General features: G+C 51.3%; 21 protein-coding genes and 2 tRNA genes. 14 read left to right on the forward strand and 9 right to left on the reverse strand.

The window, feature by feature from the left end; all coding sequences use genetic code 11:
- The first annotated feature begins 283 nt into the window (after positions 1-283).
- Positions 284-1,246: a hypothetical protein gene (locus H6624_03645; GenBank protein ID MCB9083409.1), complete on the forward strand. Its 963-nt coding sequence runs from the start codon at positions 284-286 to the stop codon at positions 1,244-1,246.
- A gap of 259 nt (positions 1,247-1,505) precedes the next feature.
- Here H6624_03645 and H6624_03650 read toward each other — a convergent pair.
- Positions 1,506-1,581, reverse strand: a tRNA-Ala gene (locus tag H6624_03650).
- Positions 1,582-1,694: 113 nt separating this feature from the next.
- Between H6624_03650 and H6624_03655 the strand changes: the two genes are divergently transcribed.
- From H6624_03655 to H6624_03695, 9 genes are all read left to right on the forward strand, one after another.
- A complete protein-coding gene (locus H6624_03655; GenBank protein MCB9083410.1) occupies positions 1,695-2,210 on the forward strand; it encodes an organic solvent tolerance protein in 516 nt (171 codons plus the stop codon).
- A gap of 18 nt (positions 2,211-2,228) precedes the next feature.
- Positions 2,229-2,606: a RidA family protein gene (locus H6624_03660; protein MCB9083411.1), complete on the forward strand. Its 378-nt coding sequence runs from the start codon at positions 2,229-2,231 to the stop codon at positions 2,604-2,606.
- Positions 2,607-2,611: 5 nt separating this feature from the next.
- Positions 2,612-3,178: a YdcF family protein gene (locus H6624_03665; GenBank protein MCB9083412.1), complete on the forward strand. Its 567-nt coding sequence runs from the start codon at positions 2,612-2,614 to the stop codon at positions 3,176-3,178.
- Positions 3,179-3,397: 219 nt separating this feature from the next.
- Entirely contained in the window at positions 3,398-4,141 is a 744-nt protein-coding gene (locus tag H6624_03670; protein MCB9083413.1) for an ABC transporter permease, read from the forward strand.
- A gap of 1 nt (position 4,142) precedes the next feature.
- The gene (locus tag H6624_03675; protein ID MCB9083414.1) at positions 4,143-4,883 is read left to right on the forward strand and encodes an ATP-binding cassette domain-containing protein; all 741 of its coding nucleotides are present in this window, start codon (positions 4,143-4,145) and stop codon (positions 4,881-4,883) included.
- Complete coding sequence (locus H6624_03680) at positions 4,880-5,848, forward strand: MCE family protein (GenBank protein ID MCB9083415.1); 969 nt, start codon at positions 4,880-4,882, stop codon at positions 5,846-5,848. Before H6624_03675 ends, H6624_03680 begins: the two co-directional genes overlap by 4 nt.
- 17 nt (positions 5,849-5,865) lie before the next feature.
- Entirely contained in the window at positions 5,866-6,411 is a 546-nt protein-coding gene (locus H6624_03685) for a hypothetical protein (protein MCB9083416.1), read from the forward strand.
- 57 nt (positions 6,412-6,468) lie between these two features.
- Positions 6,469-7,791: an ABC transporter permease gene (locus H6624_03690; GenBank protein MCB9083417.1), complete on the forward strand. Its 1,323-nt coding sequence runs from the start codon at positions 6,469-6,471 to the stop codon at positions 7,789-7,791.
- Between the two features lie 148 nt (positions 7,792-7,939).
- Positions 7,940-9,067: a trypsin-like peptidase domain-containing protein gene (locus H6624_03695; protein MCB9083418.1), complete on the forward strand. Its 1,128-nt coding sequence runs from the start codon at positions 7,940-7,942 to the stop codon at positions 9,065-9,067.
- Positions 9,068-9,091: 24 nt separating this feature from the next.
- On the opposite strand, the gene H6624_03700 is transcribed toward H6624_03695, so the two are convergent.
- Entirely contained in the window at positions 9,092-9,913 is an 822-nt protein-coding gene (locus tag H6624_03700) for a 2,3,4,5-tetrahydropyridine-2,6-dicarboxylate N-succinyltransferase (GenBank protein MCB9083419.1), read from the reverse strand.
- A 32-nt stretch (positions 9,914-9,945) separates the two neighbouring features.
- On the reverse strand, positions 9,946-10,602 hold the full coding sequence (locus tag H6624_03705) for a succinylglutamate desuccinylase/aspartoacylase family protein (protein ID MCB9083420.1): 657 nt from the start codon (positions 10,600-10,602) through the stop codon (positions 9,946-9,948).
- Between the two features lie 32 nt (positions 10,603-10,634).
- On the opposite strand from H6624_03705, the gene H6624_03710 reads away from it, so the two are divergent.
- Genes H6624_03710 through H6624_03720 form a run of 3 tightly spaced genes read left to right on the forward strand, consistent with a single transcriptional unit; the run spans position 10,635 to position 13,702 of the window.
- The gene (locus H6624_03710; protein ID MCB9083421.1) at positions 10,635-11,855 is read left to right on the forward strand and encodes an aspartate kinase; all 1,221 of its coding nucleotides are present in this window, start codon (positions 10,635-10,637) and stop codon (positions 11,853-11,855) included.
- Between the two features lie 9 nt (positions 11,856-11,864).
- Positions 11,865-13,079, forward strand: coding sequence for a diaminopimelate decarboxylase (gene lysA / locus H6624_03715; GenBank protein ID MCB9083422.1), 1,215 nt, complete (start codon positions 11,865-11,867; stop codon positions 13,077-13,079).
- The gene (locus H6624_03720; protein MCB9083423.1) at positions 13,076-13,702 is read left to right on the forward strand and encodes a DUF502 domain-containing protein; all 627 of its coding nucleotides are present in this window, start codon (positions 13,076-13,078) and stop codon (positions 13,700-13,702) included. The genes lysA and H6624_03720 overlap by 4 nt, the downstream gene beginning before the upstream one ends.
- Here H6624_03720 and H6624_03725 read toward each other — a convergent pair.
- From H6624_03725 to H6624_03735, 3 genes are all read right to left on the reverse strand, one after another.
- Positions 13,699-14,505: a glutamate racemase gene (locus tag H6624_03725; GenBank protein ID MCB9083424.1), complete on the reverse strand. Its 807-nt coding sequence runs from the start codon at positions 14,503-14,505 to the stop codon at positions 13,699-13,701. The two genes, H6624_03720 and H6624_03725, sit on opposite strands and share 4 nt — an antisense overlap.
- A 336-nt stretch (positions 14,506-14,841) precedes the next feature.
- Positions 14,842-15,882, reverse strand: a complete 1,041-nt coding sequence (locus H6624_03730; GenBank protein ID MCB9083425.1) for a guanosine monophosphate reductase — start codon at positions 15,880-15,882, stop codon at positions 14,842-14,844.
- A 25-nt stretch (positions 15,883-15,907) separates the two neighbouring features.
- Positions 15,908-16,597: a hypothetical protein gene (locus tag H6624_03735; GenBank protein MCB9083426.1), complete on the reverse strand. Its 690-nt coding sequence runs from the start codon at positions 16,595-16,597 to the stop codon at positions 15,908-15,910.
- A 182-nt stretch (positions 16,598-16,779) separates the two neighbouring features.
- Between H6624_03735 and H6624_03740 the strand changes: the two genes are divergently transcribed.
- Positions 16,780-16,868 (forward strand) — tRNA-Leu (locus H6624_03740).
- 177 nt (positions 16,869-17,045) lie between these two features.
- On the opposite strand, the gene H6624_03745 is transcribed toward H6624_03740, so the two are convergent.
- The 3 genes from H6624_03745 to H6624_03755 all read right to left on the reverse strand — a co-directional run bounded on the left by H6624_03745 (position 17,046) and on the right by H6624_03755 (position 21,136).
- Positions 17,046-18,050, reverse strand: coding sequence for an immunoglobulin domain-containing protein (locus H6624_03745; GenBank protein MCB9083427.1), 1,005 nt, complete (start codon positions 18,048-18,050; stop codon positions 17,046-17,048).
- Between the two features lie 99 nt (positions 18,051-18,149).
- A complete protein-coding gene (locus H6624_03750; protein ID MCB9083428.1) occupies positions 18,150-19,460 on the reverse strand; it encodes a DUF1552 domain-containing protein in 1,311 nt (436 codons plus the stop codon).
- The gene (locus H6624_03755; GenBank protein ID MCB9083429.1) at positions 19,457-21,136 is read right to left on the reverse strand and encodes a DUF1592 domain-containing protein; all 1,680 of its coding nucleotides are present in this window, start codon (positions 21,134-21,136) and stop codon (positions 19,457-19,459) included. Before H6624_03755 ends, H6624_03750 begins: the two co-directional genes overlap by 4 nt.
- Between the last annotated feature and the right edge of the window lie 68 nt (positions 21,137-21,204).

Raw genomic sequence — 21,204 nt, forward strand, 5'->3', positions numbered from 1 at the left:
TCCTGTCAATAAACCTTTCCTCTGCCAACGAAACTGACGTCAACTCTGAATTTTGACAGCTGTTGAACTTCGGCCTCGCTCCTGGGGTGACCAGTCAGGGGTGTAAACCTTTGGCAAACTTCAAATCACACCCTGTAGGGATCAGGATAGCGAAGATCCCGAAACAATTAAGAGATTTTAAACTGCCGGCAAACCTTTGATTGGCGCCCGGATTGCTCTTTTTCCCTTTGATATGTCACGAATTCGATTTTCCCAATGGTTGGTGGGAATTTCGCTGTTCGGGTTGTTGCAGCCTTTAGATTCACAAGGCCAAGGAATCATCGATGCTTCTGGGCGTAGCATCGAAACGGTGGGTTCCGTGGGAGCTGTCGCCAATCGGCGGGCTGCTGACAACTTGTTTCGAAACGCCATCAATGATGAACGCCGCGCGATCAGCAAATTTCCACCTAATGTTGGCTTACTTTCTAAAGCCCTGGTGCAGACTATGTCTGGCATTAAGGCCGATAATCAATCTCGCGCCAATGGACAGGCGGCGATAGAGTCCCTGCGCGTTGGTGACAACTCGGGAATCGTCGATATCACAAAGAAGTATGGAAATCTTTCTCGCGGGCAGATCCAGCATTATGCCAACAACTCCAGTCCTCACCTTCCTCAGGTTGAAAAGACTCTTGCCAAGTATGGTATGGGTATAAGTGCAGATCGGCAGTCCCTGACATCACCCATTGGTACAATTCCCCTTGATATGGATTCATCCTCCTTGTCCAGCTTGATTTCCAAAGTTGTGGAAAGCAAGGGCCTCTCCTCGGAGGGGGTTCAGGCTGGTGTTCAGGCCGGAATTGAGAGTCAAAACGCCATTGGAAGGGACGTCACCGAGCAGGCTAAGGCCGAGCTCGATCACCTGGGTTCTAGAAAAGGGTCTGCTGAATCAGATGGATCCAAGGATGAGAATCAAAAATCTCCAGAGGATGGTGAGGCCCAAGGGCGGGCCAATGAAGAGATCGCGCAAGAAGATCAGCAGGAGACCCAGCCATCTAATGATGATGGCGATGGCCAAGACCAAAAACCATATGAACAAGGTAGTGGCGATCCGCGAGGACCGGCCGGTTTGACGGGTGAGCCCCAGATGTTTTCCTTTGAAATGAATGGGGGGCCTATAGGCGTTAAGGGAAGTTCCCATCAGGACATATTTGAGATGATCAGCATTCGCTATCAAATCCACCGGTCCAAGGGAACATTCTTGGAATAAGGACTTTCGCTTGTTACCGCCCCGTTGTCGGCATGCGCCTAGGCGCCTTCGGGTCGCTCACATTGACTTTCCCTCGATATCGCGGCGGCCGAATGATCCGCGCGCGCTATCTTCGGTCATCTTCTTTTCCAGGCCTAACGGCCTTTACGGTCGCTGGTTCGATCGGGAAGGTCCACACAGGATTCGCCACAGCGAATCCGCAATATTAGAAAAATTTAAACTCTGAGGAATTTATGACTACACGTATGGCTTTAAATTTTGGTGGACCTGACTGGGATCGAACCAGCGACCTCCACAATGCCATTGTGGCGCTCTCCCAACTGAGCTACAGGCCCTCGGAATTTCAAGAAAGTCATTGATATTCTACCTGGCCCTCGGTGGCAAGCAATAAATAACTTGAAATACTCAATAGTTAGGCTCTTTAATGGGGATACAGGGAGGTGGACCAATGAAGATCAAACATCTGGGACGGTGGCAGCGGATATTGGCAGGGGGACTGGTGGGCCTGGGACTCCTGGTTGGCAGCCAGGTTCAAGCTAAAGAACTGACGAATCGTCTGGGGGTCGGTTACTCGGATCAGTTTGGCGAAAGTCTGCCCAGCCTAGCTGTGCGCTATTATCCGAATTCCCAACTGGGGCTTTCGGCATCCCTGGGTGTGGATACTCGCAAGGATAATTCCCGATTTGGCTTTATGGCCCGTGTGCACAGGGTGATCTTTATGGAAGCCAATTTGAACTTCTACATGGGGGCGGGAGCCGGAATCCTCAGTGTGGAAACCGCAGGTAAAAACGAATCGGGATTTGAGCTGAGTGGCTTTTTTGGCGCGGAGTTTTTTCTCTATGGTCTTGACAGCTTAGCCTTTATGTTTGAATCCGGGGTCGGTGTGACATCCATCTCCAGTGAGGTGCGCTTCCGAACCTTGGGGGATCATCCGGTCAAGGCGGGGATCGCATTTTACTTTTAATTGATTGAGGAGTCGAAAATGAAAAAAGTGATTATGACAGATAGAGCTCCTGCTCCGGTGGGGCCCTACTCTCAGGCCATTGAAGTCGATGGCACCCTCTATTGCTCTGGACAGATTTCCATTGACCCATCGTCGGGCGAAGTCTTCACCGGCGACATTCAAAAACAAGCTCAGATGGTAATGAAAAACGTGGAGGCCGTGTTGGCTGCAGCGGATATGACCTTTGGCAATGTGGTGAAAACCACGATTTTTCTCACCGACATGGCTGACTTTGCCAAGGTTAACGAAGTTTATGCCAGCTGCTTTACTGCCGAACCTCCGGCTCGCTCCTGTGTTGCTGTGGCCTCACTTCCCAAAGGTGTGAACGTGGAGGTTGAGGTTCTGGCTCGGCGTTGACTGCAATGCTGAGAAACTGGCGTTCCTGGTCGATGGTGGCCGGCTTGATGGTTCTGGGTCTCACCTCCTGGTCCTTTCTTCGGGAGTCGAAGCGCATTCAAGCTCAGCCGGCTACTGCCTGGGAAGAAGATCACAAGGCCGATTGTGCTGTGGTATTGACCGGCGGGGCCGGTCGGGTCCGTGAAGGCTTTGATCTGCTGGCGCAAAAGAATATCAAGAAGTTGATCATCTCGGGAGTTTATCCTCATGCCACGCTTAAGGAAATCTTCCCTCAGTGGGTGTTCTACGGAGCTCTTGATGAGCGAGATGTGATTTTGGAAAAACGCTCGGGAACGACTTACGGGAACGCCCAACAGACCTTGCCTTTAGTCGAGGCCCTTCATTGTCGCGATCTGATCCTGGTCACATCTCGTCTCCACATGTACCGATCGCTTAAGATTTTTTCTTCCGTATTCCCTCCGGACCTGACCATTTATCCTCGGGCCATTGTTCAGGGTGGATTCGAGCCTAGTTTCGGGGAGTTATTGGTCGAAGTTGTTAAGAGTGAGTTCTACTCTCTTTGGGCCTACTAAAGTCCTGACTCAGTTCTACAGATTCTATTTTGCCCCTGTCCGTTTTCAGGTCCTGATCTTCCCTTGCCCGGTCAAGATAAGCCCCTAATTTTCCGATTTATTTAGAGACTGTGAGGGGTAAATATGGCCAGAGTCGTGGGCACCTACATTGCCAACCGAATCGATTCGCTCGGGGAGTGGGGCCTGGCCATCATTCGCTATACAATCCGCGTTTTGTCGATGATCTATTTTGCCGTTCGTGCCGCTGTCTATGATCAATCCCAGGGAATCCGTTCCGTAATCTCAGTGATTTCGGCACAAATCTACTTTACGGGTGTGCAGGCTTTGCCGCTGATTTCAGTATTGGCCCTGGCCTCGGGAAGTATTGTGATCATGCAATCCAATCTTCAGCTCAGTATTCTTGGCGGCGCAGAGATGATCGGTAATCTTTTGGTGGTGATCATTGTTCGGGAGATCTCTCCTTTGCTCACAGCTCTTGTCGTCATTGCCCGTAGCGGAACAGCAGTGGCCTCAGAGCTGGGAAACATGAAAGTCAATAAGGAGACCGAAGCCCTTGAAGTCTTGGGGATCAATCCACTGAGCTACATTGTCTTTCCGCGTCTTGTGGGTGGCATTCTTAGCGTTCTTGGTTTGGCCTTCTACTTTATTGTTGTCGCCCTCATCGGTGGTTTTCTCGTCACCTCTTTAATTCACGACATTCCCTTTTCCTTTTACTCTGAGTCTTTGGCTCAGGCCTTTGCCGCAGAGGACGTGTTGCTATTTCTAGCTAAGAACACCTTTTCTGGGGCGATTATTTTTGTGGTCTGTAGTCACCAGGGAATGCTGGTTCAGGGTGGCCCCGAGGAAGTACCCCAGGTCACAACCAAGGCGGTGATGAACAGCATCATATACGTAACGATTTTCAATTTGGGTGTAACGACTTTGTTTTATCTCAACCAACTCATACAATTGGGAGTCATTTAGGTTGGCTACAGTAGGTGCGATTGAATCAATATGCCTTGAGGATTTAGGCTTTTCCTTTGGGCCTAAAATCAAACCCATTTTTGTCGGTCTCAATTATGAGTTCGTCAAAGGCGGGGCCTATTGGATCAAATCCACCTCAGGCGGGGGCAAAAGCTCCCTGCTTAGGATTTTGGCCGCCCTCGTGACTCCTACAGCAGGAGATCTAAAGATAGACGGTGTGGGTACAAGAGAGATGTCCTTTGAGGAGTTTCTCCCTTATCGTTTGCAGATCGGCTACAGTTTTGAGTTGGGTGGTTTGATTTCCAACAAGACTCTGTTTGAAAACCTGATGCTTCCTCTCCAATACCACAAGCTGATGGCGCCGAATGAGGCGACGGCATGGGTTGAGAAGCTGGCCGAAATTTTTGAAATCTCAGAGCACCTGCACTCCCGACCGAGTCGAGTGTCGGGGAGTATCAAAAAAGCAACGGTTGTCGCTCGTGCCTTTGTGATGAAACCCAGAGTACTGATATTGGATGAACCGACGATTGGTCTTTCTCAGTCGCGAAAAGATGCTTTGTGTAAACTCGTTCACGATGGTCGTGAGTCAGGGCAGTTTCACATTGTGATCACGGCCACCGATGATGTGACCTTTGCCCGCAAAGTGGCGACCAAAACCCTGGAAATGAGAAGTCAGAGAATTGAAGAAACGGAAGTGGTTCAGAATGCATTTATTATCACTCACAAAAAGGCATCCTCATGAAGGTTAAGCTCAACAGGTTTGAAAGAGCAGCGGGGATTTTTCTACTGGCCGCAGTTGTTGGTTCCATTGCCGTCACTGTCGGGGTGGCCATTAAAAAGGGCTGGTTCTCGCGGAAGGTTCTCTATGAAACCTCTCTCGACAATGCTGAGGGAATTCATCCTGGAACTGTGGTCCAGGTGTCAGGTCTTCGCGCTGGGGAAGTGAGTGATGTGGAGTTGGTGTCTTCCGATCGGGTATTGGTGCGGTTTCGGATTTTGGAAAAGTTCTCTCGTCGGGTGCGAACCGATAGCCGCATTCAGGTGGTGCGGCCCTTTATTATTGGTGAAAAGGTATTGGATTTGTCCATTGGGTCGGATCAAACTGAGGTGGCCGAGGGTGGAATCATTCCTTCCAAACCCAGTATGGATTTGATGGATCTGGTCTCGGGAAAGCGCATGAATGACTTTCTCTCTAGCTTTAGCGGGATGGTGGATAGTCTTAAGGTGCTCTCAAGTGCTTTTGCTGATCCTAAGAGGACAGAGGCTCTCATCAAAACTCTCGATCGCATGGAGCCTCTTGTTGTTAATTTGAACAGGATGGCCAAAGAGATGACCAAAATGACGGTCACTCTTAATCGCGATGATCGCTTCGAGTCGATGGTGGTGGGCATGACTGATTTGACCCGCGAGATGAAGGTGATTTTGCCTGAAATGGCCAAGGAAGCCCCCCAAATGGGTAAGCAGATGGGCCAACTCATTGCCAGCCTCAGTACCTTGGCAAAGGAATTCGAAAAATTGGCTCCTGCAATTCAGGAGGTAGCACCTGACTTGCCACGCACCAGCCGTCGCGCGGTTGAAGCCCTGGATGAAGCTGTGGTATTGCTCAAGGCGATGCAGAAGTCCATTTTCCTGCGCGGCAACGTGGAAGATGTGCGGGAAGAGGAGTCCAAGTCCCGTAAGCCTGCCGGCGGTGAGAAGGCAAAGTAGAAGAAGGGCGAAATTGAATGTCTGGTGAATCTGAGGGCCGTCCCACCATCTTGTTTTTCAACGCTCAGGACATCGGCGAGAGTCTGGAAGAAGTGGCTGTCGACGTCATCAAGACGGAAAGCCAAAATGTGACCAGCCGCTGGCTTCATAGTGCGAAGGAGGCAGATCTTTTTATTTGGTTGGATGAACGGGAAAACATCATCAAGCAACAAATCAGCTTTTGTGGACAGGTGGTTGAATGGAACATTCTTGAGGGAGTCAAAACGGGTGTAGTCCTTGAGGATGAGAATCACTCGGGCGGAGTGGAGGGTAGTGAGATTGTTCGCTTTGATGAAGACCCTCAGCTGGCATCCGTCAAACAGGCAGTTGAAGTTCTTCGTCACGTACTCGCATTGACCGAAGAGGATAGAAAGCTCCTGTTGGCGAACTTTAACAAGGGGCCGGTGACCGACCATCTGCCGCCGGAGGAGTTTCTTCGACTCTACGGACCAAAGGGGCAACATCCGTCCACGGGGAGTTGGTGGTCACGGGTGATGGCCTGGTTCAAAAAGGGGCCAAAGTAGATCAAAATCCTAGTCAATGATTGAAAAAACCCATCAGGTCAGAGATAGTGGAAGGCAATGACCTGGAACTTCTTTACCAGATATCTCTTTTCCAAACGGGCTGGGTCCCTAGTACGCACCATTGCTTGGATCTGTATCGTTGGAATCGGCCTTGGAGTCCTGTCCTTGGTCGTCGTCCTCTCAGTCATGAATGGCTTTAATGGAACCATTCGTGAGAGACTGCTGGCAGTCGAACCTCACTTGGTGGTTTCCACCCGCAGTCTACATGAGGGCATTGGCAAAAATCGGGAGGACCTTGGCGCCCTTCGGGCTGAAGTCAGTCAACTTCCTGGAGCTCATGGCGCCATTGTTGAAAGTCAGGATGTCATTTTGCGCACTCTTGAAGGGACCTTTGGTGGTGCCGTGGCCAAGGGAATGGATGGGGATTCCCTGGAGAAAATCTTTCTCGATATTCAAAACGCCGGCAAAAAGCGCAAGAGTCCCTACTCAGATTTTGTCATGATTGAGGGTAATCCTGACGAGACTGAAAAAAAACAAGAAGCTAAAGCGGAAAGTGAAAAGGAGCTGGTGCAAAGGCTCGCCCATCTGGATGGGGGGGAAGTGATCTTGGGGGTGGATTTGGCTCACACCCTGCGGATTTTTGAGGGCGATCAGATTCTAGTGATCCCACCAGAAAGTCTTTTGGCACCGGCAGGGGAGACACCTGTCTATGAGAAGGTCACCGTTCGAGCTCTTCTTTCCTCACGGGTGGCTGATGTGGACGGCAAGATGATGTTTTATAATCCGGCTCACACTCTCAATCGCTTTCGCAAGTCTGTGAGTCGCGAGGTGGCTCTGGAAATTCGCCTTCCGGAGTCTTACGACTTTAATGCCATGGCAGAGGAATATCGGAAGCGTGGATTTGACGTGGACACCTGGGTCTCCCGTAACGAAGCTCTGTTCTTTGCTCTCAAGATGGAAAAGCTGGCCATGACCATTTTTCTGGCCTTGAGTGCCCTGATCACGTGTTTTTCCATCGTCACAGTGTTAGTGTTGTTGCTGACCCAAAAACGTCGTGATTTGGGAATTCTCATGGCCATGGGAATGAGTCAGGCGCGAACGCGGCAAGTGTTCACCCGGGTTGGAATGATTCTGAGTTTTTTCGGAATGGGTGGTGGTTTGGCACTTGGTTTGGGAGCTTGCTATTTGCTCGACAAATATCCTATCGAGATGCTTCCAGACATCTATTATGACTCTTCAATTCCGGTAAAAGTGACTCCTGAATTGATCTATTTTGTTCTTGGCGTGGCTGTCGTAGTGGCTTTTTTGAGTTCTTACCTCCCGGCTCGGGTCAATACCTCCTACCAGTCCTCAGAGCTCCTCCGTTATGGGCGGAAATAGGTCGTAAAATTGGTCATTTGGCCGATTTGGGGCACAGGCGCGGTCTCAAAACCTCTAGATTCCATCTGGGGTCAAGCCTGGGTGGCACCCAGGTTGCTGATTACCTGACTCGATGACACTCTCAGTTTTTAAATTAAAAGGATTGGCCATGCTATTTTCTGTTCTTACATCACGTGCGATCTTGTTTTTGGGCATCATGATTTCGAGTCAGTTGGCTTTTGCAGAGGTTGGTTTTTTGAAGACCTTGCCTGAGTTCCCCCAAGTTGAAGCAGCTAAAGAATCAGTCTTTAAGATTTTTGCTCCCCGGACTCATGAATTTCGTTTGTTCGAAAATCCCTCGGCCACCATTGAGGAAGTCTCCAAAATGACGGGTGTAGATGAACATGAAAAGGCTGTGATTGTTTCTCAATTGAGAGGATGTCTGGAGTTAAAACTTGAACCTTGTATCATTGATGCCACCTACGTCCGAGGAACTGCCTTTGTCCTGGAGCGCGATAACGTCCTGGCGACAGTTTTTCACAACGTGGATTTCCATTTGGTCACCATCCGCAAATATTTTGCGAAGTTTTCACGTCCCATTAATGTCTCCATCGAAAAAACCATGTATGGGAAGATGAATCACCCCTTTGCCTTGGTAAACAGCAAGGGCGAGGTGGTCTGGGGTCAATTGGCAGATCAAAAGACCATTAAGATGGTCATGAACTGGAAGGTGCTGGATCAGAAACACCTGGATAATGATCTCAAATCAGAAGATGATTGGGCATTGTTTCAATTGAGCCATCCTATTGGCAAGCCACTAAAGCTGGCAGCCTCTCTGCCTGCAATCGGTGAAAAGGTGTTTGTGGCCGGATTTCCAGCCGAGACACAAGGGCGAGAGAAGTTTGGCAAAGCAAACTCTGATGGTGAGAGTTTTTTTATGACGGTGGGGCAAGTTCTTGACCCTTCGGCCGTGGATGGCCGTTTGTACGGTGCTCCGGCTGTCGGCGTGGGATTTTCCGGCGGGATGATGCCGGGACCCAGATCCATCATGGGCGGAATGTTTTCGCAAATGAGAGGGTGTTCCAGCAACGAATCCTGTCTCTATACGACTAACGATGGTAAATATGGCTTTAGCGGTTCTCCTTTTCTGAATGCCCAGGGAGAAGTCGTTGGCGTCGCGACGACAGGATTGCCTGCTGAAGACGAAGAAGTCACTCCAGACAGCTCTACTTTTTGGGGTGTTCCTGTCCAAACCTTAAGGGCGGCTCTGGAAGAGCTACTGGCACCTGCTGAGTAGCAAAAAGATAGATCCCGGTGGCTCCTAAACCGAAACCTCAAAATCTCTGAGGGCCTCTGTCAAGGAGGTCTTTTTGTCGGTCGAAGCGCTCCGTTCCCCAATAATCAGGGCCGCAGGGACGCCAAAACTTCCCGCCGGAAATTCTTTTGAAATGGTCCCAGGAATGACTACAGCATTTTTGGGGACCCGGCCTTTGAGGACTTTGGGTTCAGATCCTCTGACGTCTACGATTTTTGTGCTCGATGTAATGGTCACACCAGCACCCAGGACAGCGCCTTCCTCGACCACTACGCCTTCGACAAGGATACAGCGGCTGCCGACGAAAACATTGTCTTCGACAATCACTGGGCTAGCCTGGACGGGCTCCAAAACCCCACCAATGCCGACACCACCAGAGAGGTGAACATTGGCACCGATTTGTGCACAGGAGCCAACAGTGGCCCAGGTGTCCACCATTGTCCCTGGCCCCACCCATGCTCCGATGTTAACGTAACTTGGCATCAAGATGGAGCCTGGGGAGATATAAGCGCCTTGGCGAACAAGAGCGTGAGGGACAACTCGAACGCCCTCGTGGCCTTCCCATTTCTTTAGAGGAATTTTGTCGACAAAACGGAAGTCCCCGGCTTCGATGGTTTTCATTTTCTTTAGCTTGAAAAACAAAAGGATGGCCTGCTTAAGCCACTGATGAGTGACCCATTCGCCTTTTTCCTTGGTACAAACCCGGTATTCACCAGAGTCCAGACCCTTAACGGCTTTTTTAATTGCTTCGACTCGATCTTCTTCAAGAGAGTCAAATTTCTTAATTGAATCCATTTCCTCGAAAGTTTGAGAAATGAGACTTTGCATTTGTGACACATTCATTTTTGATACCCTCGCAATTAACCAGCAGACTCAACGATTTTTAAGGACTCCAGAATAGCAGGTACATGTATCCCAACGATTTTGTCCGGATGCAAGCCGCGCTCAATTTCATAGGTTATGGTGGGCATATCCCGTTCCAAGCCGCAGTAGGTACCAAGGCAGCCCGGGGTGGGATAGCCGATGCTCTCATGGATTTCATAACCGGTGTGTTTGGCAATCACCTCAGCCACTCGAGTGCAATCACCATTGGTGTTGAGCATGGGTTTCCAAGAGTGAAGGCTGATAATGAGGCGCGGGTTATGGGTTTCCAGCCACTGAGTCAGAGCTTGGTTCTCCGGTTCACTGTTGGCCGAAGTCCCCGGGTCGTAGCGGTCACTGGCCACCTCATCTGACCAATCCTGAGTGGGCAAATTTCGATTGAGATCGACGCCCGCCGAATTTTTCCTTTGGCAGGATAGAACACCATCGACATTGAACATTGGAATCAACGTCAATTGCAGTTTAGGGAGGGACCCCTGGGCGAGGCGGGCCAAAAGTGCTTTGGCAGCAACTACCCCTTCCCATTCGTCCCCATGGACACCACCGAGGATCAAAACATTAGGACCGGAGTTACCAAACTGATAGGCGACCAGGGGTAGGTTCTGCCGACTATGGCCAAATATAAAACTTTTCACGCAGGGCTCCGTCATGATAGGGTACCGAGATCATGAAAGCTCACTCACCCATTATGGTCAAGAAGTTCGGCGGTACATCGGTTGGTTCTATCGAAAGAATTGAAGCTGTGGCCGAACGCGTATTGGCTGATGCCCAGTCCGGGCAGAGGCCCATTGTTGTCGCCAGTGCGATGTCGGGAGAAACCAATCGTCTTGTTCGCCTCGCGAACGACATCGACCCATTTTACCGTGGGCCAGCCTACGATATGTTAGTCGCCTCAGGAGAGCAGGTGTCGATTGCCTTGCTGGCCATTGCCCTGGAAAAGCGTGGAGCCAAAGCCGTTCCCCTCTTAGCCCACCAATTGGGCATTCATACGGACTCGATTTTTACCAAGGCCCGTATTACGAGCGTCAATACAGATAAGCTCCTGTCCTACGTGAACGAAGGCGTCATACCCATTGTCGCCGGTTTTCAAGGGGTAACGGAGGGGGATAAGATTACCACATTGGGGCGAGGTGGATCTGACACGACTGCCGTGGCCTTGGCTGCAGCTCTCGGTTCGGGAGCCTGTGAGATCTATACAGATGTTCCAGCCGTGTATTCGGCCGATCCACGGATGGTTCCGGAGGCCAGAGAGATTCCGCTGTTGAGTTTTGAAGAGATGATGGAAATGGCTAGCCTTGGTTCCAAGGTGCTTCATTTTCGAAGCGTTGAATTGGCAGCCAAATACAAGGTCAAAATCCACCTGCGTTCCACATTTGAAACCCGTGAAGGGACCTGGGTGGTTCCCGAAGGAGAAAAGATGGAAGCTCCAGTCGTATCCTCAATAACCCACGATGCAGCTACCGTGGTTTTGAAGTTGTTTCCGGTTCCGTTTGGGGCTGGCTTTATGGCCCAACTGTTCGAGACTTTGGCTGAAAAAGGCGTGGTGGTGGATATTATCACCCAGAGCCACAACGAAGAAGGCCAGAGGGTTGCCTTCTCTGTACGAGAAGAGGATCTCAATCCCGCGATTGAAGTCGTCAAGGGGCTCGTGGATCAAAAGACGGTGGTGACAAGAATGGAAGCCATGGCCAAGATTTCAGCGGTGGGTGTGGGAATGGCCAATCATCCCGGTGTGGCGGCGCGTTTTTTCAGGGTTTTGGATAAGCTCGAGATCCCCATTCATCTGGTCACGACCTCTGACATTAAAATTAGCGCGGTGATCGATCGGAGTAATCTTTCGGAGGCCGCTAAAGCTCTGCATTCAGAGTTTGGCCTGGATCGGGAGTAGGTCAGGAAAATGCCCTTTCACTACCAAGGCGGAAAGCTAGGATTCAGCAGTGGTGATAAATTCTTTTCATTGCACGCTCTTAGTCAAAACATGAAGCGGCCATCTTACCTTTATTGCCTTGATGATGTGATCAACCGTTTTGATCGCTTTAGCCAGGCATTTGCACAAAAGGCATCCATTCACTATGCAATGAAGGCTAATAGTCATCCCGCTTTGCTTAGGATCTTAGCCAAGAAAGGTGCTGGAGCTGATGTGGTGTCCGGTGGTGAAATTGAGCTGGCTCTGGCCCATGGGTTTTCTCCATCCAAGCTGGTTTTTTCCGGTGTGGGCAAGGAAAAATGGGAAATTGAGCTCGCTTTAAAGTGTGGCATTCGGCAAATCAACGTTGAAAGCCCAGCAGAGCTCAGGCGCATTGGTCAAGTGGCCCGTGCCATGAACTTGGTGGCTCCCGTGGCTTTTCGCCTGAACCCTGATGTGAACCCTGATACTCACCCATACATCCGCACGGGGTTTCGCGAAAATAAGTTTGGCATGGATGTGAGCTTCTTGTTCGAGTTGGACCGCATTCTTAAGGAATTCTCTGGCTCTCTCAGTCTTGTTGGAGTGACTCTTCATATCGGATCTCAAATCAGGGATATGGTGCCGCTTGTTGAGGCGGTGAAGAAGTCCATCCCTCTTTTTGAAAGTTTGAAATCCCAGGGGCATCAGATGCGCACCTTTGATATCGGCGGCGGGGTTGGCATTGACTATCATTCGGCAGACACCAGCCAGGAACTGGCTGGCCTTGGAGACTACGCTCGACAGATGGTGGAGTTATTGACACCTCTTGATTGTGAAATCCTCTGTGAGCCAGGGCGCATCCTGGTGGCGCGAGCAGGTGTGCTTTTAACCGAAGTTCAATACGTCAAAGAAACACCCTATAAACGTTTTGCCATTGTGAATTCTGGGATGCACCACTTGATGAGGCCAGCCCTGTATGAGGCTTACCATCGGATATTGCCCATCGACGAGAGTGCAGATCGTGAATTGAAAACCTATGACGTGGTTGGCCCCATTTGTGAATCCTCTGATGTGATTGGGCATGAGAGAACTTTGCCGGACCTTCAGGAAGGGGATTGGCTGGCAATCATGGATGCGGGTGCATACGGAGCGGTGATGGCCAGTGGATATAATGCTCACCCAGCACCCGACGAGGTGGCCTATTATAAGGGTGAAATCCTATGATGCGTTCATTTTTGCGTATTTTTGGGCGGGGGTTATTTGCTCTTTTGCCTACCTTTTTGTCGATCTACATCTTGATTAGATTTTTTCGTTGGGTAGACGACACCGTTTACAGCGTCTTCCATAACCTGATTCCGCCCGAGTATTATTGGCCAGGTATGGGATTTTTAGCAGGAATCCTGTTTATCTTTTTTTTAGGTTTGGCGCTTTCCAATTATTTTGGCAACAAACTCCACCTGCTGATTGATCGCTTGTTCCGCAAGGTCCCTCTGGTTAAAAGTCTCTACACCGCCATTCAGGATTTAACCGACTATTTTTCGCCAAAGAGTCAGGGTCAAAACGAAAGTCAGGTGGTGGCTGTGACCTGGCCGGATTCTGATGTGCAGACAATTGGCCTTGTGACTCGAACCGATCTGCGCGAATTCCCGGATGGAATCAATAAGAAGGATCGGGTGGCTGTGTTCTTTCCGATGAGTTATCAGATGGGAGGGTTTACGGTGTTTTTGCCTAAAGACCGTCTGACGCCCCTGGATATGTCGGTGGAGAAAGCCATGCGCTCAGCATTGACGGCCTGGATGAAAAAGGACAACAACAAGAATGAGCCGGCAAAAGCCCCTCGGCCTTAAAGGTCGACATGGGTGAAACTAGCTGGTGCCAGAGGGTGAAGAATTCTCTCCGCCATCAAGCGGAAGTTTTCAGCCATATCGGTGCTGAGGAGATCTAGCCGGCCCTGGCCAATTGGGTTGGGGAGAAGCCTTTTATTCTTGATGTCTTGATCCATCAATTGAGCGATGGCTTCTCCCGAGTCAACCAAAGTCACATCTTGTCCCATCACCTTACCCATGGCCTCGCGGAGAACGGGGTAGTGGGTGCAGCCCATGATTAGGGTGTCCACTCCAGAGTTCTTAATCGGGCTTAGATAGCGATGGACCACCAGGTTGGCGAGTGGATCATCCACCCAGCCCTCTTCAACTAATGGCACGAGTAAGGGGCAGGCTTGTTGGTAGACTTCAGCTGTGGGGTCGAGGACATGAATCGCTTTGACGTAAGCCTGTTGGGCGACCGTGGTGCGGGTGGCGATAACACCAATTTTCCCGCTCTGGCTAGCGGACACGGCGGCAATGGCTCCGGGGTCGATCACATTGTAAATGGGGACGGGGGCTTTAACGGAGGGGTCCAGAACGCTGGAAGCCGAGTTGCAGGCGACGACAATGGCCTTCACGCGACGGCCGAGAAGAAAGCGGATGTTTTGTTCGACATATTGGCGAATGGTCACTGGGGATTTGGTTCCATAGGGAAGGCGGGCTGTGTCTCCAAGATAAATAAAATCTTCCTTCGGGAAAGCCTGGGCCAGGGACCTTAATACCGTTAGGCCACCGACTCCGGAATCAAAGACAGCGATTGGCATGGAAGGTGATTTTTCAGTCATGCCTCTAATTTATCAATAAGGGGGGTGAGTGAGCAGTCCAGACCAGGCGGAATCATAAAAAAAGCCTCCCCAGCAAAAAGGGAGGCTCACACAACAGAAACTTCATCAGGCACGACTTCTTCGTAAGGCCCGAAGGCCCTCATCTTCCGTGACGACCGTGTTCAACAAAGGACGAAAGCAGCCTAGGAAACACAACGTGAAAACATCGTTGTCATAGGCTAAGGGCCTCCCCCAATTCCGTCAAAGAGGGAATCCGAGCCCGGGTGCGGCACCCTCTGCTTGCAGAGGGTTAAGCCGTTGAGAAGACTCATGGCGCTTTGTGATGGGGATAAAAAATCAGTTCTTTAGTCCGTGAGCCCGAGACTCAAGAATTCCCATGGGTGTCATTTCCATGAATAGGGCGTTGCTGCGAATATCCTCAATCCGCGTGGCATTAAGGTAACTCATGCCACTGCGAAGGCCGCCCGAAAGCTCGTTAATCACATCATAGATATGGCCCTTAACCGGCAGTTGGGTGGACTCTCCTTCAGGGGCCATACCCTCGGGGACTCCTCCTCGCCAGGAGACTTGGGCGGCCTTAGAGGCCATTCCCCGATATTGCTTCATGCCGTTGCGGATAGGGCCAGGGGTCTCAATAGTGCCCGCCAACAGAGAACCCAACATCACGGAGTCCGCTCCGGCGGCAAGTGCCTTAACAATGTCTCCCGAGCTTTTGACGCCACCATCAGCAATCACTGGGACTCCCTTGGCGCGGGCAACGTGAGCGCAAAGGGAGATCGCTGTGAGCTGAGGGACTCCACAGCCGGTGATAATGCGCGTGGTACACATGGAACCAGGACCAATGCCCACCTTGATGGCGTCGGCTCCTGCTTCAATTAAATCCTCAGCACCTTTAGGGGTTGCAATATTGCCCGCAATGATCTGCAGCCCCTTGAACTCGGACTTGAGCCAGCTCATCACTTCGAGCATGGCGACCGAATGCCCGTGGGCGATATCGATGGTGAGAACATCCACGCCACTTTCCACCAAGGCCTTGGCACGATCTTGGTAATCTTCATTGACCCCAATTGATGCGCCAATGTGGGCAGCGCCTGACTCCTTGACCCTGGTCACTTGTTTGACCTGATCTGCAATGGACATAAAACGGTGAAGGATGCCAATGGCCCCAAGCTTGCCCATGCCGATGGCCATTTCTGCTTCAGTCACGGTATCCATATTGGCGCTAATGAAAGGGCGATCAATAGTCATTTCTCGGGTGAGGTGTGTGGAGAGATCAGGGTCACGACGGGAACGGACTTCTGATTTGTTTGGTACCAGCAAAACATCATCAAAGGTGTAGGCCTTGCCCCTTGTCGTTAAAGCTTCCCAATTAAACATCAATTCCATTGATTCCTCCCCGGCTTTAGCAGCTTGATTGAAGTTGTTTGCTTCGGGCTTCGTAAATGAAGAAAAACCAGATGTAAAAGTAGATCGAGGCCAGCATCGACAACCCTCCTGTTAAAACGCGGGCTGTGGGATGAGTCAATGCCGGATGAAGCTGGCCAAGCATTTCAAAGCCCAGCTCCAAGCCAAAGCTCATGGCAAATAGCAAAACCAACCACCAAAAGACGCCGACGGTCAGAAGGCTCGATCGCTCCAGAGCATCGACCTTTCCTTGTTGATACTGGGGGTCTAATAGGACAACAAAGGGGACAAAAAGATAGCGAATCTGTTTGTAGATTCCAGGAAGGATTAAAAGGAGACTCCATAAAATGACATAAGCTGTCATCCTAAGGCCTTCAACAAAAAGTGGCCAGCCCTGTTGGTTGGCCACCTTCACCCAGGAGCGGAGGGGTTTACGGCCTTTGATTAAGTCGTCCATGCGCACCGGGAGAAGCAGGATCAGGACAAAACTCACCACCACGGCCGTGCACAGCTGCCCGAGTTGTGCCATCCATTGCTCTGGACTTCCTCTCTCGGCCAGTTTGGCCCCAAGAGCAAAATACTGGTCAGCCAGCTCTGAGAGAATCCACAATGGGATCAGGACGCCGAGAGACGAAACCACAAATGGTTTGTAATAGTGGGCGGATTGCCGTGCTGCTGATTTAATCATGAAGTCCTCGTCCGGTGAGAGAATCTCTGTGAAGAGCAGTTTATTTCCCCACTTTCACCCCGACTTGTCAAAAGCACAATCTCAGGCAAGGCCGGTAACTGCCTGAAGAGCAGGCGGTTTTTCAAAATCCATTGACAGTCCGGCTCCCTCGGGCGAGGTTATCAGGCTCTAATCAGCCCAGTGCCCCGGTGGCGAAATAGGTAGACGCACAGGACTTAAAATCCTGGGACCCTCACAGGTCGTGCCAGTTCAAGTCTGGCTCGGGGCACCAGTCGCGAGTAAAACTGCCAGAAGGCAGTTTCCCTCACGAAGGCGCCGAGCAAGCTCGACGCCTCTGGACTCCGAGAACCTCACTCGCAAGTCTCGCTCGGCCCTCTCGTCCACGAGCCGCTTCAAAACGCATTTAGCGTTTTGCCGCATTCTCGAAAAGTTCAAGTCTGGCTCGGATTTATTCAACGTAGCCGATGAGGTGCTCCACGGTCTGGCCTTCGCAGTCGCTGCGGCGACTGGCGAAGTGGTTCGTGCCAAGTCGACAACGGTAAAGAGCGTGGCGGGTCGAACTCTGGCCCTGTTCCCGCCACAGCTGTCCGGCAGTTCTGAGGCGAAGGTGGCCTTCGCAGTTAGAGTCTTTGGAAAGCATGTGATCTCTTTGGTTCACCAGGCACTCATAGACGGCCACTGTGCCCGTGCGTGGTAATTGCAGAAAGTACCCTTGCGGGCCTTCCCGGGTGTATCCAGTGCCAGGCTCAGAAGTCGTGCTCTGATGATCCTTCATGGCAGGCGAGTAGTAACGGGTCATCATCAGACGGGGATAAATGCGAACAGCACTATTGTTGCTGGAGACCGAGCCAGCCTCATTAGTCACAGTCACAGAGTAAGTGTCCGGGTTGTCATTGGCCGGCGGATTCTCAATGTTTAGTACCGGATTGGTGGCATCTTGAATGGCAGTGCCGTTCTTGTACCACTGATAGGTCGGAGTGGGCACTCCCGAGGCACTGGCCGTGAGTTCAAAGCTCTCTCCTTCGTTAAGGTTGATTTCGGATTCCGGTTGTTGCTGAATTTCTGGGGCAATAGGATTCCATTGTTCCACAACAGAGATGCGAAAACTGCTGCTCTTGGTACTTCCCTGGTCATTAGTGACCACGACATGGTAGTCACCCACGTCTGATTGGGCCGCGGCGGTGATCATCAACTTGTCCGTATTTTGGCTGGCCAGCACCATATTGTCCTTGTACCAGATGTACTCGCTCACATCGCCCTCGACACTGATGCTCACAGTCACCGTGTTTCCTGAGTAGCAGTAGATATCAGTGGGCTGCCGGGTTATTTTAGGTCCAGTCCCGATGCTGCTTGAGGAAACTTCATCCTGTAGGATCAGAGGGTCAGCCGTGCAGCCCAGTAACAGGAGGGGCAAAATTGTCAATCCACTGATAGCCCAGTTTTTGATGTCCATATCAGTACCCTTTGTCTCATCAGATTTGTAATAGGTAGTTGAGTGTTGGGGCACCCACCACCTCAGGGGAACATATTAAAAGGCCGGGTCAATTTCCAATCACAGGCCACCCAGCGGGCCGCTACCGGGGAAGTCTCCAAAACCATTGGCATTAACATTCATCAGTCGTGCCACCGAGGTCAGGAGTTTGCTGTTGTCCTGGGTACCACTGAGTTTTAGAAACCGGCCAGTGCGCAATTTCCCCTGGGCGTTGCCAATCAGCATGGTTGGCAGACGTGCCTGAGAGTGATGATTGCCAAAATTACTTGTTGATAATATCAGAACATTGTCTAGTAGAGTGCCTGAGCCGTCAGGCGTGGCCTTCAGGCGCTCAGCAAACTTGGCCACCTGGTCCCAGTCCCAGCGGGCCGCCCGTCGGTATTGTTCCCGCTCCTGCGAGGCGCGGTGGTGAACGGAGTTATGAATCGTATCTGTTTTGATTCCGGGAACCCACTCATAGCGCCAGTGATAACCGGAGAAGCCCATCAACAAGGCACCAATACCGATGCGCTGGCAGGTGAAGGCCGCGTAGAGAAGATCAAAATGGGCCTGGCTTTGTGTCGGGAAGTTCCCAGGTCTTCCTGGATTTCCCGGCACTCTACAGGCGGCCATCGCACTCGTGCCTTGAGCTTCTTTGATGTCGGCGGCAACGCTTTGCTCGGCTTTGCGGATGGCATCTTCATGAATATCAAGTTTGAGTTTTTCAACTCCTACCAGTTCAGCGCGAAAGCGGGTCAAATCTTCCATGAGATCATCGAGAAGAGACCTATTTTGTATCAAAGCCGCAATTCGTCGTTGTTTCTCGGCCGGCGTTTCTTGAGCAGGCGGTTTAAAGCCAGAAAAAATTTTGGTGAACGCCTGTGATGGGTCCTGAATGGGGTGCTTGACCACGCTTCGGCCTGTGGCAAAGGGTTGCCACCTCATATGGTCTCGGTAGCGGTTGTCGACCACAACCTCCAGAGATTTGTATTTCAACTGTTGGACAAGAAATTGGTCAATGGAGACTCCGCCGGGCACGCCGTCTTCCTCTCGGCCCTTCTGGATAATGTCTTTTGCAGTTAATACCTTACCCATGCTGCGCACATGGTTGTTGCCTCTAGGCGCTGGGCCTGAAGCCCGTGAATTGATTCCATCGATGACCACAATGTCAGACTTCAAGTTGGCGTAACCGCCGATGATGTAGGGCAGGTTAAAATTGGTCTCCGAACCTGTGGGGAAAAAATCAGCGCCGGTGGGGTAGCCGCAGGAGTTGACGGCAAAAAAAGCCCTGAGGGGCGGCAGAGACTGGGCTTCAGCCCGCCGTATGGATAGAACCGGACTCAAAAGCAAACTGGCCTTTAATGATCTAAAGATAAACTCGCGGCGTTTCACTTTGTCCCTTTCACGTAAAGCTCAGGAGAGGCTAAAACATCCTCGACCAGGTACTGGAGAGCGTAGTCGTGGTGCTGAACGTAAGGGGCGACTTGCGCGGCAATTTCCTCGGTGCGGGAATCGTCCCTCGCGGCCCCTGAAGAAAATTGTACGAGGTTTCTTGTCAGACAGTTGTGGACCGAAGGGGAGTGGACAAGGTCCTCAATCATGCCTTGAGAATCAGAGTAGGTTTTGACCTGTCGATCAATGGTTACATCTGCCGTGCTGTTAATGGGTCTCCCTTTATAAGAGGTCGTCTCCCGCCCAAGAGCATCGAAGTTGGAGAAAACATACCCATAGGGCATGAACTGACTGTGGCAAGAAACACAGCCTTGATCCTGATCCATGATGACTTCGAATTGTTCGCGGACGGTGAGGTTGTTGAAGTTGGGTTCATTGTTAATGGCATTGTTCGTGGCATCTTCAAGGCTGATGCCGGAGGGAATTCCCACTCGTTCGCACAGGAATTGATTCTTGATAACAAGGCCGCGACCAACGGGGCGATCCTTGTATTCTTCGGCGACTGAAGAATGGACGGCCATAAAACTGGCAAGACCCAGAACTCCCTTGCGGGAGCTGCTCATCCTGATTTCAACCATTGATGATCCAGAGACGGATACGCCATAAAGTGGGGCAGTATGCTGGTTGGCGAAGGTGACCGGCAAGGTCAGCAGATCCCTTAAATTGGCCTGATTGTCGAGAACTGTGGAGGTAATATAGGTGCTGAACTCCTGTTGAAGTCCGTCGACAACCTGTGGATCGGTAAACTTGGGATACTTGTCGGGTTCTGCGGCCATGCGATCCAGTTCTTCCATGCGCAGCCAGGTCTTATAAAAGCGAACTGTGTGATTGCGCCCCTTGGCAGTCTTGAGGAGTCGACGCACATGATGGCGAATTTGTGAGCTGTCCAGTGACCCGCTCTGGGCGTCGGCGAAAAGGGCCGAATCGGGCATGCTCCCGGTCACCGCGTAGGAGAGTAGAGATGCCCGCTCAAAATCATCCAGGACAGAAATGCCGCCCTGGGCACTCACACGGCCCAGTTCCTGGCGGTAGAGAAAATCAGGAGAAATCAAAATTCGGCTAATCGCGTATTTGAGGCCCTCATTAGTGCTGCCCGTACCAGAACTGACTGAGTGGTAACCGTCATTGAGCTTGCTCAGCTGGACCGGTGTGGGTATCCGCCGGAATGCTCTTTGGCTCAGTCGGCCAATGATGGCCTGGGCGCATTCTTCCATGAGATTCTGACTGGTATAACAAGGAAATTCGGAGGACGCCTTTTGCGCGATGTACTGATCAGCGAGATTTTTGGCTTCTGTAATCAAAGTTGCTAGCAAGTTTTCGTGAACAGAGGAGCCCATGACCGTCCCGCTGTTTTCGTCGATGGAGGATGAGAGGCCGAGGAGGTCTTCTATGGTGTTATGGTACTCATAGGAGGTCAGCAAACGAAGCTCGGGGTCCGGGGCCGCAAAAGTCTTGCTGACCACTTCGCCAATGCTGGATTGGCTCCAGGGCCGGGTGTCGCGGGGGTCATTTTTTGAGCCGGCCATAAAGGGGTTCATGCACCCTGTAAGGAGAAGCATGGACAAGGGGAGGCCTACTTGGAGAATACCCCAGCCAGTTGTGCTAACGGTTTTCATGTCGATTCACCCAACGCGGCTCCTCATGAGCCGCGATAAAATCAGATCTCACCCAACCATCGGGTCAG

The sequence above is a fragment of the Pseudobdellovibrionaceae bacterium genome, assembly GCA_020635075.1.
Taxonomy (GTDB): domain Bacteria; phylum Bdellovibrionota; class Bdellovibrionia; order Bdellovibrionales; family UBA1609; genus JADZEO01.

Coding starts and splice junctions, on each gene's coding strand:
- lysA (MCB9083422.1), top strand. CDS start 11,865: ATGCCCTTTCACTACCAAGGCGGAAAGCTAGGATTCAGCAGTGGTGAT.
- H6624_03695 (MCB9083418.1), top strand. CDS start 7,940: ATGCTATTTTCTGTTCTTACATCACGTGCGATCTTGTTTTTGGGCATC.
- H6624_03685 (MCB9083416.1), top strand. CDS start 5,866: ATGTCTGGTGAATCTGAGGGCCGTCCCACCATCTTGTTTTTCAACGCT.
- H6624_03735 (MCB9083426.1), bottom strand. CDS start 16,597: ATGATTAAATCAGCAGCACGGCAATCCGCCCACTATTACAAACCATTT.
- H6624_03665 (MCB9083412.1), top strand. CDS start 2,612: ATGCTGAGAAACTGGCGTTCCTGGTCGATGGTGGCCGGCTTGATGGTT.
- H6624_03700 (MCB9083419.1), bottom strand. CDS start 9,913: ATGCAAAGTCTCATTTCTCAAACTTTCGAGGAAATGGATTCAATTAAG.
- H6624_03670 (MCB9083413.1), top strand. CDS start 3,398: ATGATCTATTTTGCCGTTCGTGCCGCTGTCTATGATCAATCCCAGGGA.
- H6624_03680 (MCB9083415.1), top strand. CDS start 4,880: ATGAAGGTTAAGCTCAACAGGTTTGAAAGAGCAGCGGGGATTTTTCTA.
- H6624_03730 (MCB9083425.1), bottom strand. CDS start 15,882: ATGTTTAATTGGGAAGCTTTAACGACAAGGGGCAAGGCCTACACCTTT.
- H6624_03660 (MCB9083411.1), top strand. CDS start 2,229: ATGAAAAAAGTGATTATGACAGATAGAGCTCCTGCTCCGGTGGGGCCC.
- H6624_03655 (MCB9083410.1), top strand. CDS start 1,695: ATGAAGATCAAACATCTGGGACGGTGGCAGCGGATATTGGCAGGGGGA.
- H6624_03690 (MCB9083417.1), top strand. CDS start 6,469: ATGACCTGGAACTTCTTTACCAGATATCTCTTTTCCAAACGGGCTGGG.
- H6624_03710 (MCB9083421.1), top strand. CDS start 10,635: ATGAAAGCTCACTCACCCATTATGGTCAAGAAGTTCGGCGGTACATCG.
- H6624_03725 (MCB9083424.1), bottom strand. CDS start 14,505: ATGACTGAAAAATCACCTTCCATGCCAATCGCTGTCTTTGATTCCGGA.
- H6624_03720 (MCB9083423.1), top strand. CDS start 13,076: ATGATGCGTTCATTTTTGCGTATTTTTGGGCGGGGGTTATTTGCTCTT.
- H6624_03745 (MCB9083427.1), bottom strand. CDS start 18,050: ATGGACATCAAAAACTGGGCTATCAGTGGATTGACAATTTTGCCCCTC.
- H6624_03755 (MCB9083429.1), bottom strand. CDS start 21,136: ATGAAAACCGTTAGCACAACTGGCTGGGGTATTCTCCAAGTAGGCCTC.